17 protein-coding genes and 1 tRNA gene are annotated in these 16,036 nt (G+C 69.1%); 7 read left to right on the top strand and 11 right to left on the bottom strand.

What is annotated here, in order from left to right; translation table 11 throughout:
• Positions 1–52: 52 nt before the first annotated feature.
• On the top strand, positions 53–523 hold the full coding sequence (locus tag HD593_RS57405; RefSeq protein WP_185111228.1) for a hypothetical protein: 471 nt from the start codon (positions 53–55) through the stop codon (positions 521–523).
• 28 nt (positions 524–551) lie between these two features.
• On the opposite strand, the gene HD593_RS57400 is transcribed toward HD593_RS57405, so the two are convergent.
• Both HD593_RS57400 and HD593_RS57395 read right to left on the bottom strand, forming a co-directional pair.
• Complete coding sequence (locus HD593_RS57400; RefSeq protein WP_185111227.1) at positions 552–1,628, bottom strand: Rv3169 family protein; 1,077 nt, start codon at positions 1,626–1,628, stop codon at positions 552–554.
• A gap of 108 nt (positions 1,629–1,736) precedes the next feature.
• Positions 1,737–2,174 carry a YtxH domain-containing protein gene (locus HD593_RS57395; RefSeq protein ID WP_185111226.1) on the bottom strand — a complete coding sequence of 146 codons (438 nt, stop codon included), beginning with the start codon at positions 2,172–2,174 and terminating at the stop codon, positions 1,737–1,739.
• Between the two features lie 222 nt (positions 2,175–2,396).
• Between HD593_RS57395 and HD593_RS57390 the strand changes: the two genes are divergently transcribed.
• Positions 2,397–2,933 carry a peptidylprolyl isomerase gene (locus HD593_RS57390; RefSeq protein ID WP_185111225.1) on the top strand — a complete coding sequence of 179 codons (537 nt, stop codon included), beginning with the start codon at positions 2,397–2,399 and terminating at the stop codon, positions 2,931–2,933.
• Between the two features lie 91 nt (positions 2,934–3,024).
• Positions 3,025–3,891, top strand: a complete 867-nt coding sequence (locus HD593_RS57385) for a rhomboid family intramembrane serine protease (RefSeq protein ID WP_185111224.1) — start codon at positions 3,025–3,027, stop codon at positions 3,889–3,891.
• A 34-nt stretch (positions 3,892–3,925) separates the two neighbouring features.
• Here HD593_RS57385 and HD593_RS57380 read toward each other — a convergent pair whose 3' ends face one another.
• Complete coding sequence (locus HD593_RS57380) at positions 3,926–4,171, bottom strand: cell division protein CrgA (RefSeq protein WP_185111223.1); 246 nt, start codon at positions 4,169–4,171, stop codon at positions 3,926–3,928.
• Positions 4,172–4,316: 145 nt separating this feature from the next.
• Between HD593_RS57380 and HD593_RS57375 the strand changes: the two genes are divergently transcribed.
• From HD593_RS57375 to HD593_RS57365, 3 genes are read left to right on the top strand one after another with little or no spacing between them, the layout of a single operon-like run.
• Complete coding sequence (locus tag HD593_RS57375) at positions 4,317–4,928, top strand: class E sortase (RefSeq protein WP_185111222.1); 612 nt, start codon at positions 4,317–4,319, stop codon at positions 4,926–4,928.
• A gap of 1 nt (position 4,929) precedes the next feature.
• Positions 4,930–5,088: a hypothetical protein gene (locus HD593_RS57370; RefSeq protein WP_185111221.1), complete on the top strand. Its 159-nt coding sequence runs from the start codon at positions 4,930–4,932 to the stop codon at positions 5,086–5,088.
• Positions 5,085–5,657 (top strand): anthranilate synthase component II, encoded by a 573-nt coding sequence (locus HD593_RS57365; RefSeq protein ID WP_185111220.1) that lies wholly within the window; start codon positions 5,085–5,087, stop codon positions 5,655–5,657. The genes HD593_RS57370 and HD593_RS57365 overlap by 4 nt, the downstream gene beginning before the upstream one ends.
• A 163-nt stretch (positions 5,658–5,820) precedes the next feature.
• Here HD593_RS57365 and pknB read toward each other — a convergent pair whose 3' ends face one another.
• The 7 genes from pknB to HD593_RS57330 all read right to left on the bottom strand — a co-directional run bounded on the left by pknB (position 5,821) and on the right by HD593_RS57330 (position 14,516).
• Entirely contained in the window at positions 5,821–7,680 is a 1,860-nt protein-coding gene (gene pknB, locus HD593_RS57360) for a Stk1 family PASTA domain-containing Ser/Thr kinase (RefSeq protein WP_185111219.1), read from the bottom strand.
• Between the two features lie 83 nt (positions 7,681–7,763).
• Positions 7,764–9,125 (bottom strand): serine/threonine-protein kinase, encoded by a 1,362-nt coding sequence (locus tag HD593_RS57355; protein WP_185111218.1) that lies wholly within the window; start codon positions 9,123–9,125, stop codon positions 7,764–7,766.
• A gap of 21 nt (positions 9,126–9,146) precedes the next feature.
• Positions 9,147–10,610: a peptidoglycan D,D-transpeptidase FtsI family protein gene (locus HD593_RS57350; protein ID WP_185111217.1), complete on the bottom strand. Its 1,464-nt coding sequence runs from the start codon at positions 10,608–10,610 to the stop codon at positions 9,147–9,149.
• Entirely contained in the window at positions 10,607–11,986 is a 1,380-nt protein-coding gene (locus HD593_RS57345) for an FtsW/RodA/SpoVE family cell cycle protein (protein WP_185111216.1), read from the bottom strand. Before HD593_RS57345 ends, HD593_RS57350 begins: the two co-directional genes overlap by 4 nt.
• Positions 11,987–13,291: a Stp1/IreP family PP2C-type Ser/Thr phosphatase gene (locus tag HD593_RS57340; protein ID WP_185111215.1), complete on the bottom strand. Its 1,305-nt coding sequence runs from the start codon at positions 13,289–13,291 to the stop codon at positions 11,987–11,989.
• On the bottom strand, positions 13,288–13,758 hold the full coding sequence (locus tag HD593_RS57335) for an FHA domain-containing protein FhaB/FipA (RefSeq protein WP_080044005.1): 471 nt from the start codon (positions 13,756–13,758) through the stop codon (positions 13,288–13,290). The genes HD593_RS57340 and HD593_RS57335 overlap by 4 nt, the downstream gene beginning before the upstream one ends.
• A gap of 17 nt (positions 13,759–13,775) precedes the next feature.
• A complete protein-coding gene (locus HD593_RS57330; RefSeq protein ID WP_185111214.1) occupies positions 13,776–14,516 on the bottom strand; it encodes an FhaA domain-containing protein in 741 nt (246 codons plus the stop codon).
• A 199-nt stretch (positions 14,517–14,715) separates the two neighbouring features.
• On the opposite strand from HD593_RS57330, the gene HD593_RS57325 reads away from it, so the two are divergent.
• Positions 14,716–14,798: transfer RNA gene (locus tag HD593_RS57325), tRNA-Leu, on the top strand.
• Positions 14,799–15,029: 231 nt separating this feature from the next.
• Here the strand turns inward: HD593_RS57325 and HD593_RS57320 are convergent.
• On the bottom strand, positions 15,030–16,034 hold the full coding sequence (locus HD593_RS57320; RefSeq protein WP_312904408.1) for a hemolysin family protein: 1,005 nt from the start codon (positions 16,032–16,034) through the stop codon (positions 15,030–15,032).
• Positions 16,035–16,036: the final 2 nt, after the last annotated feature.

The raw sequence follows: 16,036 nt of genomic DNA, 5'->3' as shown, positions 1-16,036 counted from the left end.
GTACGGGCGGCCATGCTCGGGGTCGTTCGGTTGTCCCCAGTGAGGAGAATCCATGTTCAAGCGTCGTCTCGCGGTGCTCGGTGCGGTCGCCGTGCTCGCCATCACCGGTATGGCGGGCTCCGCCCTGGCCGACGAGCCCGCCCCGGCCGCGGGCGCGAAGGTCACCTGCATGACGGCCGACGGCAAGCCCGTCGAGGTGGCCCAGGCGCTGCCGGCCAAGCCGGGCACGCTGGTCGGGCCGGACGGAAAGGTGGAGCGCCTCGACGCGGACGGAGCGGTGAAGGTCGAGCGGCTGCCCGACGGGGGCGTGGCGGTCAAGAAGGCCGAGCCGCTCTCGCCCGAGGAGATCGAGAAGTTCTCCAAGGTGAAGGAGCTCTCGCCGGAGGAGGCCGAGAAGCTCTCGTCGGAGGACTTCGTGAAGGCGGTGCCCGCCCTGCCGGCCGAGGACACCGAGGGCGTGACCCTGCCCGAGGGCGACCCGGCCAAGACCGTCAAGATCATCTGCAAGAAGCCCGCGGAGTAGGCGGGCTCATTCCGGGCTCACTCCGGGCTCACTCCGGGAACGTCGGGTGCGGCCCCAGCGCCCAGTACTCGAAGAGCCCGTGGCCCACGAGCCCGTCGTACTCGAACCGCCCGACGGCGTCCACCAGGCCCCACATCCTGGCGGCGTCGTCGGGCAGCCGGTACGTCACGCCCTGCACGACGGGCCCGGCGCCCTGGTACATCCCGTGGCGCCACTCCTGCTCCAGCCCGTACCCGGTGCCCACCATGAGATGGACGGGCAGCAGCGGCGTGCAGCGCACGTCGAACGGCTTGCCGCCGGGCGGCGCGAACGTGATCGTGGCCTCGACGACGTCGCGGGTGCCGGGGGCGTAGACCGGGCGGTACTCCGGTCTGCCGAGGTACTCCTCCTCGCGGCCGTCGGGCCACACGCGCACGGCCTCCTCCAGCAGCCGGCGCCCCCGCTCGTCCTCCTGGACGATGCAGAGGATGGCGTGGTCGTCGAAGCGCATCGGCGCGTAGAGCCAGTAGAACGTCCCGGAGTTCCTGGCCATGATCCCGGGCGGCTCCGGCTCGCCGACCGGCCTGATCCCCCATGACCGGTCCCTGGTGCCCATCCAGCGGTCCGGTGTGACGGGGATCTCCCTCTCCCCGATCCGGATGTGTCCGGACCAGCGGCCCGTCTGCGCCATCCGTACCGAGTCGAACACCACCCGCTCCTGCCACCGCAGGAAGTGCCGCGGCTCCAGCACGGCCGGGATCGTCCCCTCCCACAGGAGGTCGAAGGCGAGGCCGTGCTCGTTCGGCTCCAGGATCACCCTGAGCCGCTTGAGCCCCTTCACGACCTCGACCCGGAACGGGCCCACCCGCGTGTCCATGCGGTCGGTGCCCAGCTCGCGCGAGGCGCGGACCACCCGGTGCAGGTCGGGGGTGCGGACGCAGGCGAAGGCGTCGGTGACGCCCAGGTTGGGGTACTGGCCGAGGCCGACGATGAGCATGAGCTCGTCGGAGGCGGCGTGGCAGTTGAAGTAGTAGCGGTCGTAGAAGTTGCGGTCTCCGGTGGTCACGTGCCGCATGACCTGGGCGGCCTGGTGGACGGGGTAGTCGTCGAGCGGTGACAGCGCCATGCCCGGCTTTCTAACAAGCGCTTGGTCGTACGTCAACGCCCGCCTGGACAGAGCGCGCCCCCGTGACGGAGATCGTCACGGGGGCGCGCTTCCGGCGTGCCGGGGTCGTCACGGTGTCCTGCGTGACGCCTCGTCAGCCTTGTCCGACATCTTGGCCGCCATGCGGTCCGCGGACTCGGATGCCCTGTCAGCCTTCTCATTGACCCAGCGTGAGGCATCGGAGGCGGAGTCCTTCATGTGCTCGGTCCACTGCTGCGCGTTGCGGCGGTAGAACATGTAACCAATCGCTCCTACCGCACAGCCGGTCAGCAGAACGAGCATCGGCCACCGTCGCGAGCGCGACGGCTTGGGATCGATTCGCCTGGCCGCGTTGGTCAGCATGGTGCTGACCTTGGGCGCGATCTGGTCCTCGAACCCGTGAGCCGCGGACTCCAGCCGCGGCGCCGCCCAGTATCGGGCGTCTTCGATCCGGTGGGCGGCGGCCACCTTGGCCTGGTCCGCCATGGGCTGCATCCGGCGGCCGGTTCGTACGGCCTGGTCCTTCATGCGACCCACCCACGTGGCAGGTACTTCTATGGCCACGCGGCGTCTTCTCATTCTCAGGGACACGACAACCTCCCCTGTCGTTGGGGCCCCGCAGCCTGACCTGCCCTGGACAAGGCGGCTCAATCATCGCCGTCCATGGGAGGATGGCTCTGGAGGCCGTACGGCCATAGTCCTCAAAACACCACAAAACCAACCCTGTGCATAGAGGGGGGCAGCTGTCTCGTGGCTGAGAAGCTGATCGCAAACCTGCAGACGAACCGCGGCAATATCAAGGTAGAACTCTTCCCCACCAAGGCCCCGAAGACGGTGCGCAACTTCGTGGAGCTGGCCGAAGGCTCCCGTGAGTGGACGCATCCGGGCACCGGTGAGAAGAGCACCGCCCGCTACTACGACGGCACGATCTTCCACCGGGTGATCTCCGGCTTCATGATCCAGGGCGGCGACCCGCTCGGTCAGGGCATCGGCGGCCCCGGCTACGAGTTCGACGACGAGATCCACCCGGAGCTCTACTTCAACCGCCCCTACCTGCTCGCCATGGCCAACGCCGGCGTCCGCTTCGGCAAGGGCACCAACGGCTCGCAGTTCTTCATCACGGTCGTGCCGACGCCGCACCTCAACGGCAAGCACACGATCTTCGGTGAGGTCGTGGAGGGTCAGGAGGTGGTCGACGCCATCGCCAAGACCCGCACCGACCGCCGCGACCGCCCGGCGGAGGACGTCATCCTGGAGTCGGTCACCATCGACCGCGTCCAGGCCTGACGGCCCCACTCGTCGCCCGCCCCGCCCCCGCTCCGCCGGGGGCGCCGGCCGGGCCCACGCGGCATGGTCGCGCAAGCCTTAGGCTTCGGTCATGACCAGCCAGCCGCCGAGCCCGCCCCCGCAGCCCGAGCAGCCCGCTGAGGCGGTGCCCACGTGCTACCGGCACCCCGACAGGGAGACCTGGGTCCGCTGCCAGCGTTGCGAGCGTCCCATCTGCCCCGACTGCATGCGTGACGCCGCGGTCGGCTTCCAGTGCCCCGAGTGCGTCGCCGAAGGCAACAAGGGCATCCGCCAGGCCAGATCCACCTTCGGCGGCAACGTCGTCCGCACGCCGTTCGTCAGCTACGCCCTACTGATCATCAACGTGCTGGTCTTCGGCGCCCAGTACCTCATCGGCGACCGGATCACCGGCGAGCTGGCGATGTGGCCGGCCGGCGTGGCCGTGTACGGCGAGTACCACCGCCTGATCACCGCGGCTTTCGTGCACGGCGGAGTTTTCCACATCCTGTTCAACTGCTGGGCGCTCTACGTGGTCGGCCCCTACCTGGAGCGCGCCTTCGGGCACGTCCGCTACGCGGCCCTGTACCTCATCAGCGCGCTCGGCGGCTCGGTGCTCGGCCTCTGGCTCGACCCGCTCGGCCAGCCCACGGTGGGCGCGTCAGGGGCCATCTTCGGCCTGTTCGGCGCGGTGTTCGTGGTGGGCCGCAAGCTCAACATGGACGTGCGCGGCATCGCCGTGCTCATCGCGCTCAACCTGGCGATCACGTTCCTGGTCCCCGGCATCAGCTGGACCGGGCACGTCGGCGGCCTGATCACCGGATCACTGCTGGCGGGGGCGCTGGCGTACGCCCCCAAGAACAGCAGGACCCTCTGGCAGGTGCTGGCGATCGCGGCCGTGCTGGTGCTGCTGGCCGTGCTCGTGCTGGTCAGGACGTCGGCCATCCTCACCGCGCTCTGACTTCCCCAGGCTGTGGAAAAGGCTGTGGAAAGAACTAACGCCAGCGGGTGGAAAGAACCACACCGAAGATGATGAAAACAAACCCGATCAACAGGTTCCAGTTCTGGAGGTCGCTGAAGAACGGCGCCTGCGGTGCGACGTAATAGATCGCGATCCACAGGATGCCGATGATCCACGCGGCGACCATCGTGGGGGCCAGCCAGCGCGGGCTGACCTTGATCTGCTGAGACCTCTGCGGCGGCGTGTAAACCGCCTTCTTGCGAGCCTTGGACTTGGGCACTGGATAACTCCTGCTGAGGGCCTGGGCATCCGGATCGTCCACAGGCTCTTCGATTTAGCGTAGTTGAAGCGTGCCCCAGGATAGTCGCCACGCGCACGACATGGCGATCCCCGGGGCCCGCATCGTGGCGGAATACGCTGATCGCATGCGGGCCACGCTCCGGGCCGTGGGGGAGCTCAGCATCACCGCGGGCCTGATCCTCACGCTGTTCTGCGCGTACCTGCTCTGGGGCACCGGCGCCTACACCCAGAGCCAGCAGTCGCTGCTCAGGAGCGAGCTGGCCGCCGCGAAGAAGCAGCTCCCGGAGAAGGTCCGGACGGGCCAGGCACTCGCCATGCTGCGCATCCCCAGGCTGGGCCGCGACTACGAGTACGCCGTGGTCGAGGGCGTCGGAGCCGAGCAGCTCAAGAAGGGCCCGGGCCACTACCCCGACAGCGCCATGCCCGGCCAGGTCGGCAACTTCGTGCTCTCCGGGCACCGCACCACGTACGCGGCCCCGTTCAACGAGATCGACGAGCTCGAACGCGACGACGAGATCGTGGTCGAGACCGGCGACGCCCGCCACACCTACCGCGTCACCTCGCAGGACATCGTCGAGCCCGACGAGATCGACGTGCTCGCCCCCGTGCCCGGTAAGCCCGACATCCGCCCCATCCGCGCCTTCATCACGCTGTCCACCTGCCATCCCGAATATTCGGCCGCCGAGCGCCTGATCGTCTACGGCGTGCTGAAGGAGAGCGAACCACGCGAGGAGTGACATGTACGCCTGGCTCTGGCGCAAGCTGCCCGGCCGCCCGCGCACCCGGGTCCTGACGGCCGTCGCGCTGGCCGCCGCCGCGGGGGCCGTACTCTGGTATGCGGTGTTCCCGCTCCTGGAGCCCGTGGTGACGCTGGACGAGGTGACCGTAAGGAAATGACCCGCGTGCTGGTCGTGGACAACCACGACAGCTTCGTCCACACGATCGTGCAGTACCTGCGCGAGCTCGGCGCCGACTGCGACGTGCGGCCGCGCGACGACGTACGCGTGCACGACGCCGACGGCTTCGACGGCGTGCTCATCAGCCCCGGCCCCGGCACCCCCGAGGCGGCCGGTGTGAGCGTCCCCCTGGTGCACCACGCGGCGGGCAGCAACCGGCCGCTGCTCGGCGTCTGCCTCGGCCACCAGGCCATCGCCGTGGCCTACGGCGCCACCGTGACCCGCGCGCCCGACCTCTTCCACGGGCGGACCAGCGCCATCACGCACGACGGCAAGGGCGTGTTCGAGTCGTTGCCCTCACCCGTGAGCATGACCCGCTACCACTCGCTGGCCGTGCTGCCCGAGACAGTGCCCGCCGTGCTCGACGTGACCGCCCGCACGGAGGACGGCGTCATCATGGGCCTGCGGCACCGGGTGGCGCCCATCGAGGGCATCCAGTTCCACCCCGAGTCCGTGCTGTCCGAGCATGGTCATCGGCTGCTCGGAAATTGGCTGCGCGGAATCGTGTAACAAACGTCTCGCGCAGAGCGACGTACAAGTGAGCGTCCCCGCCGTTGCCCCCGAGCGGCGGGGGCGTTCTCTGCTTTCCCACGACGTTTCCCGCGACACAAACCCCCGTACATGCGGAAGGGCCGCCCCCGGAGGGGCGGCCCTTCGCCGTGCGTGCGGGGTCTCAGCCGCCGAAGTCACCGCCGAGGCCGTCGTCACCGATCGGGTTGTCGTCGGTGGGTTCGTCGGTCGGGAAGTCGTCCGTCGGCTCGTCGGTCGGGAAGTCGTCCGTCGGCTGGTCCGTCGGGAACCCGTCGGTCGGCTCGTCCGCGGGGCCGGTGGAGACCACGATCGTGACGGTCGTGCCCGCCGTGAACTTCTCCCCCTCACCGGGGTTCTGCTGCACCACGGTGCCCTCGGGGGCGGCGTCGGCCTGCCGGACGACCTTGGGCTTGAAGCCCGCGCCCGAGAGCTGCGCCTTGGCGTCCTCCTCGGTGAGGCCGATCACGCTGGGCACCTCGCTGAGCGCCTTCGGCACGAACAGGGTGACGGAGCCACCCTCCTCGATCTCCGTGCCCGCCTTGGGATCGGTGGCGACGACCGTGCCCTGCGGCTTGGTGGAGTTCCGCGTCTTGACGACGCCGGTCAGGCCCGCCTTCTCCAGGGCCGCCTCCGCGTCCGCCTGGGACATGCCGACGAGGTCGGCGGGCACCTTGACCTTCTTGGGCCCGCTGGAGACGATCAGCTTGACCGGGGAGTTCTTCTCGACCTTGGTGCCGGCCTTGGGATCCGTCCGGATGACGGCGTCCTTCTCGACCTCGGTGCTGGCCTCCTGCACCACCTCGACCTTGAGCTCCAGGTCGGTGAGCTGTCCCTCCGCGTACGACCGCTCCTGCGAGGCGAGATCGGGGATCTGCACCTGGGAATCGGTCGGCGTGCCGCCACCGCCGCTGAACACCACGTAGCCGACCGTGATGAACCCGCCGATGATGAGCAGCGGGATGATGATCCACAGCGCGGTCTTGAGCGCGTTGCCGCCGCCCGAGGCCCTGCGCCGGCCGCCGCGCCCGCCGCCCTCGTCGTACTCGTACGGCGGGACCGCGGTGGTGCGCTGCGTGGCCGGGCCCTGAGCCGCCTGCGTGGCGGTCATCATGCGCGTGCCCTGGTTGTAGTTGCTCGCCACCATCGTCTGGGCGTCGACCGGCATGCCGGACATCGCCCGCTGGATGTCGGCGCGCATCTCGCCCGCGTTCTGGTAGCGGTGCGCCGGGTCCTTCGCCATGGCCTTGAGCACGATGGCGTCGGCCCACTGCGGGATCTCCGGGTCGATCTGGGACGGCGGGATGGGATCCTCGCGCACGTGCTGGTAGGCGATCGCGACCGGGGAGTCGCCGGTGAACGGCGGCTGGCCGGTCAGCAGCTCGTACAGCAGGCAGCCGGTGGAGTAGATGTCGCTGCGGGCGTCGACCCGCTCGCCGCGCGCCTGCTCGGGCGACAGGTACTGGGCGGTGCCGATCACCTGGGCGGTCTGCGTCATCGTGGCCGCGGAGTCGGCCATCGCGCGCGCGATGCCGAAGTCCATCACCTTGACGTCGCCGGCACGCGTGATCATCACGTTGGCCGGCTTGATGTCGCGGTGCACGATGCCGCCGCGGTGGCTGTAGTCGAGCGCGCGCAGGATGCCGTCGACCAGCTCGACCGCCCGCTCGGGGAGCAGCCGCCGGTCCTGGCGCAGCAGGTCGCGCAGCGTCCTGCCGTCGACGTACTCCATCACGATGTACGGCACGGGGGTGCCGTCGGTGACATCCTCGCCGGTGTCGTAGACGGCGACGACGGCCGGGTGGTTCAGGGAGGCCGCCGACTGCGCCTCACGGCGGAACCGGGCCTGGAAGGTGTGGTCGCGCGCCAGATCGGAGCGGAGGGTCTTGATCGCGACTATGCGGTCCAGCCGGATGTCTCGGGCGCGATACACCTCGGCCATGCCGCCGCGCCCGACGACGCCGTCGAGCTCGTAGCGACCTCCGAGTAGCCGAGGCTGAGTCATTTCCTGCACTGTCCCTTACCGTTCATCTTGGGTACCGGCCTGCTCGGGGGGCCGCCGGTGTCCATCATCGACCCCATGGCGCATCACGTCTCCTCCTTGGGCGGGTTCGTATCACCCGGGTCCGGCGAGGCGGTGGGTGTCGGAGTTGTCGGGGTAGTGGTGGGCGTTGGGGTCGGGGTGGGCGTAGGGGTTCGGGTCGGTTTCGGGGTCGGTTTCGGGGTCGGCTTCTTGGTAGGAGTAGCCGACTTGCTTACCGTAGCCGACCGCGAGGGTATAGGCTTCGGCGACTTGACCGGAACCACCGGCGGCCGACGCGTTCGATTCTTCGTCTTCGTCGGCTTGACCTGATCCGGGGTCAGCGTCGCCGTGGGAGTCTGCGACGGCTCGGCCACCTCGGGCGGCCGCCCCGGCGGCTCCCGGTCGGCGAGCGTCACCGCGGTGAGCCCCACGGCCGCCGCACAGCCCGCCGTGGCCACCAGCGCCAGCGTCCTGGCACCCCTCCGCTTGCGCGGCGGCTGCTCCTGCACCGTGGTGGCGGGGGCGAGGTCGTCCGTCTGCCGCTCGTCCTCGGGGGCCGGCTCGCGTACGCGGAAGCCTCCGGGGTCGGTGAGCATGCTGAGCTCGGGCACGTGCTCGACGCCCGCCAGCGACTCCCGCAGCACGTACGCCCGGTCGGCCGCCTCCAGCGCCGTCGCGGGCCGCTGCGCGGGCTCCTTGGCCAGCAGCGCCATGACCAGCTCCCGCACCTGCGCCGGCACGTCCACGCCGAGCGGCGGCGGCTGCTCGTTGAGGTGCTGCAGCGCGATCGCCACCTGGCTGTCACCGCGGAACGGCGTGCGACCCGACAGACACTCGTAGGCCACCACGCCCAGGGAGTACAGATCCGTCGCGGGCGTGAGCGGGAAGCCCTGCGCCTGCTCGGGGCTGACGTACTGGGCGGTGCCCAGCACCGTGCCGGTCTGCGTCACCGGCGCCGCCTCCAGGGCGCGCGCGATCCCGAAGTCCGTCACCTTGATGGTGCCCTCGGGGGTGACCAGCAGGTTGCCCGGCTTGATGTCGCGGTGGATGATGCCCGCCGAGTGCGCGGCGTGCAGCGCCTTGGCCGTCTGGTGCACCACGTCGAGCGCCACCTCGGGCCCGATGGCGCCGTTGCGAGCCAGGATGGCCGACAGTGGCTCGCCGTGCACCAGCTCCATGACGAGATAGGCCAGCTCGCTCTGCTCGCCGTAGTCGAAGATCTGCGCCACGCCGGGGTCCGCCAGCGCGGCCGTCAGCCGCGCCTCGTTGCGGAAACGTTCGCGGAAGGTGGGATCGGCGTAGATGTGGCTGCGCAGGATCTTCACCGCCACCTCGCGCCCGAGCAGTTCGTCACGGGCACGCCACACCTCTCCCATACCGCCCGTGGCGATGCGGGAGACCAGGAGGTAGCGGTTACGGAGCCGCATGACCCAGCAGGTTACCGTCACTCACTTGTTCAGCACCGCCTCCAGCACGGCCTTCGCGATCGGCGCGGCGGTGTGGCCGCCGGTCGCCTCCGCCCCGACGTTGGCCGCGCCGGACTCGACGATGACCGCCAGGGCCACCTTCGGGTCCTCGGCGGGCGCGAAGGAGATGAACCAGGCGTGCGGCGGCGCCCCGTCGAGGGTCTCCGCCGTGCCTGTCTTACCCGCTACTTGGACGCCTGGGACCTGCGCCAGGTTGGCGGTGCCGTTGCTCACGACGCTCGCCATCATCTCGCGCAGCTTGGCCGCCGTCTCGGAGCTGACCGCATCCGTCTTCAGCTCGTCGGGCTCGGCCTCCTCGATCGCGTCGCCCTTGGCGTCGGTGATCTTGTTGACCAGGTACGGCTTCATCACCGTGCCGTCGTTGGCGATGCCCGCCGCGATCATGGCCATCTGCAGCGGCGTCATCCGGTTGTCACGCTGCCCGATCGAGGCCATGGCCAGCGCGGCCTTGTCGTAGTCCTTGCCGAAGTCGCTCTGCGCCGCGGCCATCGGCACGGACACCGGCGTGCCCATGCCGAACTTCTCCGTCTGCTCCTTCATCGCGTCGAAGCCCAGCTCCATGCCCATCGACGCGAAGGGCGTGTTGCAGGACTTCTCCAGCGCGTACACCAGCGTCACCTGGCCGCTGCCGCAGGCGGCGCCGCCGTAGTTGGGCAGGCTGATGTTCGTCTGGGGCAGCGGCAGCCGCTGCGGCGCCGCCACGGTCGTCTGCGGGCCGCGCGAGGAGTCGGCCTCCAGGTAGGCCGCCATGGTCACGACCTTGAACGTGGAGCCCGGCGGGTACGTCTGCGAGATCGTACGGTTGAGCAGCGGCTGGCTCTTGTCGGCGTCCAGCTCGTCGTACCTCTTGAAGACCGTGCCCTTGTCGGTGCCCGACAGCTCGGCCGGGTCGAACGTGGGCAGCGAGACCATCGCCAGGATCGCCCCCGTCTTGGGGTCCAGCGCGATCACGGCCCCGCGCTTGCCGCTGTTGCGCAGCGCGTCGTAGGCCGCCTTCTGGGCCTTGGGGTTGATCGTGAGATCGACGCTGGCGCCCCTGGTCGGCTCGCCCGTGAACAGGTCGATGCTGCGCCGCAGCAGCAGGTCCGCGCTGGAGCCGTCGAGCAGGGCGTTCTCGCTGCGCTCGATCGCGCTCTCGCTCTCGGGCGAGAAGTAGCCCGTGACGTGCGCGTACAGCTTGCCGTCGGTGTACTTCCTGACGAACTTGAAGTCGCTGTCCTTGGTCTCGACGGACTGCGCGAGCACCTTGCCGCCGGCGGTGATGCGGCCCCGCTCGATGGCGTAGCGGTCGTAGTAGTTGCGGGTGTTGCGCGGGTCCGTCCGGTACTCCTCCGCCCGTACGGCCTGGAGGAAGTTCACATTGATCATCAGGAGCGCGAACATGGCCAGGCACGCCACGGCCACGCGCTTCAGAGTGCCGTTCATCGCTGGAACACCTGCGTCAGTCCTTCGTTCTGGATCGCTTGAGGCGGGGGGCGTCTGGCGGCATCTGACGTTCGTACCAGCAGCGCGATAAGGATCCAGTTAGCCAGGAGGGCCGAGCCGCCCTGGGACATGAACGGCGTCACCAGGCCGGTCAGCGGGATGAGGTTCGTCACGCCGCCGACGATGATGAAGACCTGCCAGGCCAGGATGAACGACAGGCCGCCCGCCAGCAGCTTGGAGAACGGGTCGCGGGCCGCCAGGGAGGTGCGCAGGCCGCGCTGGACGATCAGCGCGTAGATCATCAGGATCGCCATCAGCCCGGTCAGGCCGAGCTCCTCGCCGGTGGCGTTGAAGATGAAGTCGGAGAAGGCCAGCGGGATCAGCTCGGGGTGCCCCTGGCCGAGCCCGGTGCCCAGGATGCCGCCGGCACCCAGGCCGAACAGGCCCTGCATGATCTGGTAGCTGCCGCCGAACTCCCGCTCGTAGAACTCGGCAGAGCTGGGGTTGAGCCAGACGTCGAAGCGGTCGCCCACGTGGGAGAAGAGCTGCCCGGCCAGGAACGCGCCGCCGACGAACAGCAGGATGCCGATGAGCACCCACGACGTGCGCTGGGTGGCGATGTAGAGCATCACCACGAAGCCGCCGAACAGCAGCAGCGACGAGCCCAGGTCCTTCTGCAGCACCAGGACGCCGATGGCGACCGCCCAGGTGATCAGCACCGGGCCGAGGTCGCGGGCCCTGGGCAGGTCGATGAAGAGCAGCCGGCGCCCGGCCAGCGCCAGCACGTCGCGCTTGGCGACGAGGTAGCCGGCGAAGAAGACGACCAGCGCGATCTTGGCGAACTCGGCCGGCTGGATGGTCGCCGAGCCGAACCCGATCCAGATCCGCGCGCCGTTGATCTCCTTGCCCAGCCCCGGCACCAGCGGCGAGATGAGCAGCACCACGCCGACCAGCCCGGCGGTGTACGTCAGCCGCTGCAACGCCCGGTGGTCGCGCAGGACCAGCAGCGTCACGGCGAACAGCACCACGCCGATCCCGGTCATGATGATCTGGTTGGTCGCGGACGCGCCCTTCATGGGAGCGCTCTCCAGCCGGTAGATCACGACCAGGCCGATGCCGTTGACCAGCGTAACCAGCGGCAGGATCAGGGGGTCGGCCCACGGCGCGAACTTGGCCAGCACCAGGTAGGCGGCCAGCATCAGGCCGCCCAGGCTCAGGCCGTACGTCAGCATGCCCGCGGGCACCTGCCCGTCGATGGCCAGGCCCACGTTGGCGTACGCGCCCATGACGATCAGCACCGCGAGCGCGAGCATGATCAGCTGCGCCCCGCGCCGCTTGGCCGGCATCGGGACGGGGGAGACGGCGACTTCGCTCATCTACTGCTGTTTCGACTTGGTGGCGGTGGCTGACACGGTCGGCGTGGGGGTGGAGGTCGCCTCCGCGGTCGCCTCTTCCTTCGGTTCAGTGTCGGCGAACTTCAAGCTGTTGATCCTCGTTATGCCTTCGGCCTCGGTGGTGACCGGGATGCCACCCTTGATCAGAGCCTGGTCCGCCTCCGACAGGCTGGAGAGCTTCTTGCCTGTGGGCTTGGAGACGTGGAACAGCGGGATCGGCCCCAGCTCCCTCTGGATCCCCTGGAACACGACCACCTCGTCGCCCCTCGCTCCGACGAAGAACTGGTCCTGGGTCCACTGATATCCAAAGTAACCGCCGACGCCGACGGCCACGACGCCAATGCCCAACACGGTGACCAGCACGGGCCACACACGACGGCGCCTGCCCGACCGCCGGGACGCCTGAGGGGCGTCCGGCTCGTCGAACTCACCGTCGGTGATCACCGGCTGGGGTGCGGTCACCGCGTTGACTCGCCCCGGCGAGGTGTCCTGTGGATTACCGTGCAGCCGGCTCATGCCCGCGGCGCCGACGACGGCGGCCTCGGCGGGCACCTGCTGCCCATCGGTGATCTCCAGCACATCGGCCAGCACGCACGTGATGTTGTCCGGCCCGCCCCCTCTGTTCGCCAGGTCGATGAGCTGGCGGACGACCTCTTCCGGGTCGTCGATGTTGGTGAGCGTGGCGTGCAGCGTCTCGGCGCTCACCACGCCCGACAGGCCGTCGGAGCACAGGAGGTAACGATCGCCCACCTGCGCCTCGCGGAGCGTGAGGTCGGGATCGACCTCGCCACTGCCGTCGAGCGCGCGCAGCAGGATCGAGCGCTGCGGATGCGTGGCCGCCTCTTCCGGCGTGATGCGCCCGTCGTCGACGAGCTGCTGCACCAGCGTGTGGTCATGCGTGATCTGGTAGAGCTCCCCGCGTCTGAGCAGGTAGGCGCGTGAGTCGCCCACGTGCACCAGCGCGACCTGGGTGCCGTTCCAGAGCATGGCCGTGAGAGTCGTGCCCATGCCTTTGAGGCTGGGATCCCGCCCCACCATTTCGTGCAGCTTGCGGTTGGCGTCGCGTACCGCTGCCTCGATGGCGTTGAGCAGGTCACCCCCCTGTTGGGCCTCTTCCAGAGAGGCCATGGCGGCGATGGCGACTGAGCTCGCCACCTCGCCGTGTGCGTGCCCGCCCATGCCGTCGGCGACGGCGAGCAGGCGGCCGCTAGCGTACGCCGAGTCCTCGTTCCCTTCGCGGAGGAGGCCGACGTCCGAGCGGGCGGCGTAGCGGAGTGCGATGGTCATTTGCGCAATTCAATGACTGTCTTGCCGACGCGGATCGGAACACCGAGCGGCACCGGGGTCGGGCGGGTGACTTTCGAGCGGTCGAGATACGTGCCGTTGGTGGACCCAAGATCTTCCACGATCCATTGACCGTCCTGAGGAAAGAGCCGGGCATGCCGGCTGGAAGCGTAGTCGTCGGTGACTACCAGCGTGGCGTCATTGGCCCGGCCAATGGTGATGGGCGTCTCCGTGAGGTCGATGGTGGTGCCTTGGAGTGGGCCACCGGTGACGATGAGCTGGCGTGGCTCGCCCTTCTTGCTCTTGGGCTTGGCCACGGGTTTGGCGGGTTTCGCGGCCTTACGTGCGCCCGCGGGAGCCGTGCGTGAGCCGAACAAGTCAGTCCGGATCACGCCGACTGCGGCAATGACGAAGAACCACAGCACCGCCAGGAAAGCGAGCCGGATCAGCAGCAGCGTGAGCTCGGACATGGACCGTCTGTCTACCCCTAATCGCGCCGGAACACCAGAGTCGTGCGCCCCAACGTCACTCTTGTGCCGTTCTGGAGCTCGATCCTGCGTACCGGCTGGCCATTGACGAAAGTGCCGTTCGTCGATCCGAGATCCACGAGAACCACGGTCTGGCCCTCGACGCGCAGCTCCGCATGGTGCCGCGAGACTCCTGGATCGACGAGACGAAGATCGCAGTCGGTGCCCCTGCCGAGCAAGGTCACCGGAGTGGTGAGCTCGTAGGAGCGGTCGCCCTGCGGGTCATCCTGGGTGGAGACGAGCAGCCGCGGCCGCCCGTTGAACGCGCCGGGCCTCGACGGAGGCAGGTCGCTCGCCGGCTGACGGATCTCGTCCTGCTCGACCGTCGCGCCACGGATGACGCCCGATCTGATGCGGAACAGACCCACAGCCAGGTCGCCGGCGGTCTCGAAGCGGACCCGGACCGGTCCCACAAAGGAGTAGCCCTGTTCCTTGGCGTACTCCCTGGCGAGGTTGGCCAGTTCGTGGCTGATGCTGTCGGCGTAGACCTCAAGCCTCTCGCTGTCGGTCGTGGACAGCTCCACCACGAAGTCGTTGGGCACGAGCGTGCGACCTTGAGCGACGATCGCCGCACGCTCATCCATCTCCCGCTGAACCGCGCTGGCGACCTCGACCGGCTGAAGGTCAGATTTGAACGCCCGCGCAAAGGCTCCCTCCACCAGGCCTTCGAGCCTTCGCTCGAAGCGCTGAAGGACTCCCACCGGGTACCTCCCTTCCTCCGTGCATATGATCGCGGCCCCGAGACGCTATCGGCGCCCGGTCTCCGCTCGTTCCACGTCACGGTCGTCCAGGCGCTCGTCGGCCCTCGCGCCCAGCTCCTCCGCTCCCGTGTCTTATGCGATCGTATCCGGGTTCAGTACCAGTGGCTGTTCCGTGCTAATGTTCTTTCCGCACCCACAAGGGCGGGTGGCGGAACGGCAGACGCGCACGGTTCAGGTCCGTGTGTCCGAAAGGACGTGAGGGTTCAAATCCCTCCTCGCCCACTCGGGGTCACCGATGAAATCGGCAGACCCACACTGACGAAACAAGCCCCGGTTCGCAAGAGTCGGGGCTACTTCTTTGTCGCGACCTTGTCAGTACGGGCTGTGCTCCGCATGGAGACCCTAGATGCCCTCACTTGCAGATCACTTTCGAATGGCTTGAGTGATTTAGCTCACACCGCCGTCCCGGGTGAAACGGGGGCGCACCGGATTCGGCGCCCCCGCCCGCCCGGATCACGCCGCTCTGGTGTCCAGCAGCTCGCCGACCAGATCGGTGAGGCTCACCATGCCGATGACCTCCTGCGCCGCGTTCGTCACCAGGGCCAGGTGGGACCTGGCCTCCTGGAGGGCCGTGACGGCCTCGGGCACCTGGGTGGTGCACTGGAGCCTGGGCAGCGGCCTGATGAGGTCCGACGCCTTGCTCTCCGGCTTCAGCAGGGCCTCCCGTACGTGCAGGGCGCCCTCCACGCCGTTCGGGCCCTCCACCAGGAGCCTCAGGTGGGCACTGCCCGCCGCGGTCGACCTGATCTCCGCGGCCGTCGCCGTCGCCCTGACCTTGACCACCCGGTCGATGGGCACCATGAGGCGCTCGATGCCCTCGTCGTCCAGGCGCAGCGCCCTGGTCAGGAGGTCGTGCTCCTCCCGGTCCAGCAGGCCCATCCGGCCCGACTCGCCCACCAGCATGGCGAGCTGGCGCGGGGTCCTGGTCGTGGCCAGCTCGTCCCTGGCCTGGACGCCGAAGAGGTGCAGGATCAGGTTCGTCAGCCCGTTCAGCGCCGAGAGCAGCGGGCGCATGACCGTGGTGAACGCCCTGAACGGGAAGGTCAGCAGCAGCGCCGCCCGCTCGGGGTGGGTCAGGGCCCACGACTTCGGGGCCATCTCGCCGATGACCATGTGCAGGAACGTCACCAGGGCCAGGGCGATCACCAGCGCGATCGGCAGCCGCATGGCCTCCGGCACGCCGATCGCCGCGAAGACCGGCTCCAGGTAGTGCTCCAGCGCGGGCTCCGTCACCTGGCCGAGGCCCAGGGTGCAGAGCGTGATGCCGAGCTGGGCGCCGGCCAGCATCAGGGAGAGCTGGCGGCTGCCGCCCGCCGCCGACCTGGCCGCGATCCTGACGAGCCGGTTGCCGCCCGCCGCCATCTCCTCCAGCCGGTGACGCCGGGAGGAGACGAAGGCGAACTCCGCCGCCACGAAGAGCGCGTTGAAGGCCAGCAACGCGAGGCTTAGAATGATCATGG

It is taken from the genome of Nonomuraea rubra, from assembly GCF_014207985.1.
Classification (GTDB): Bacteria; Actinomycetota; Actinomycetes; order Streptosporangiales; family Streptosporangiaceae; genus Nonomuraea; species Nonomuraea rubra.
This window is presented reverse-complemented; position numbering and strand designations above follow the sequence as displayed.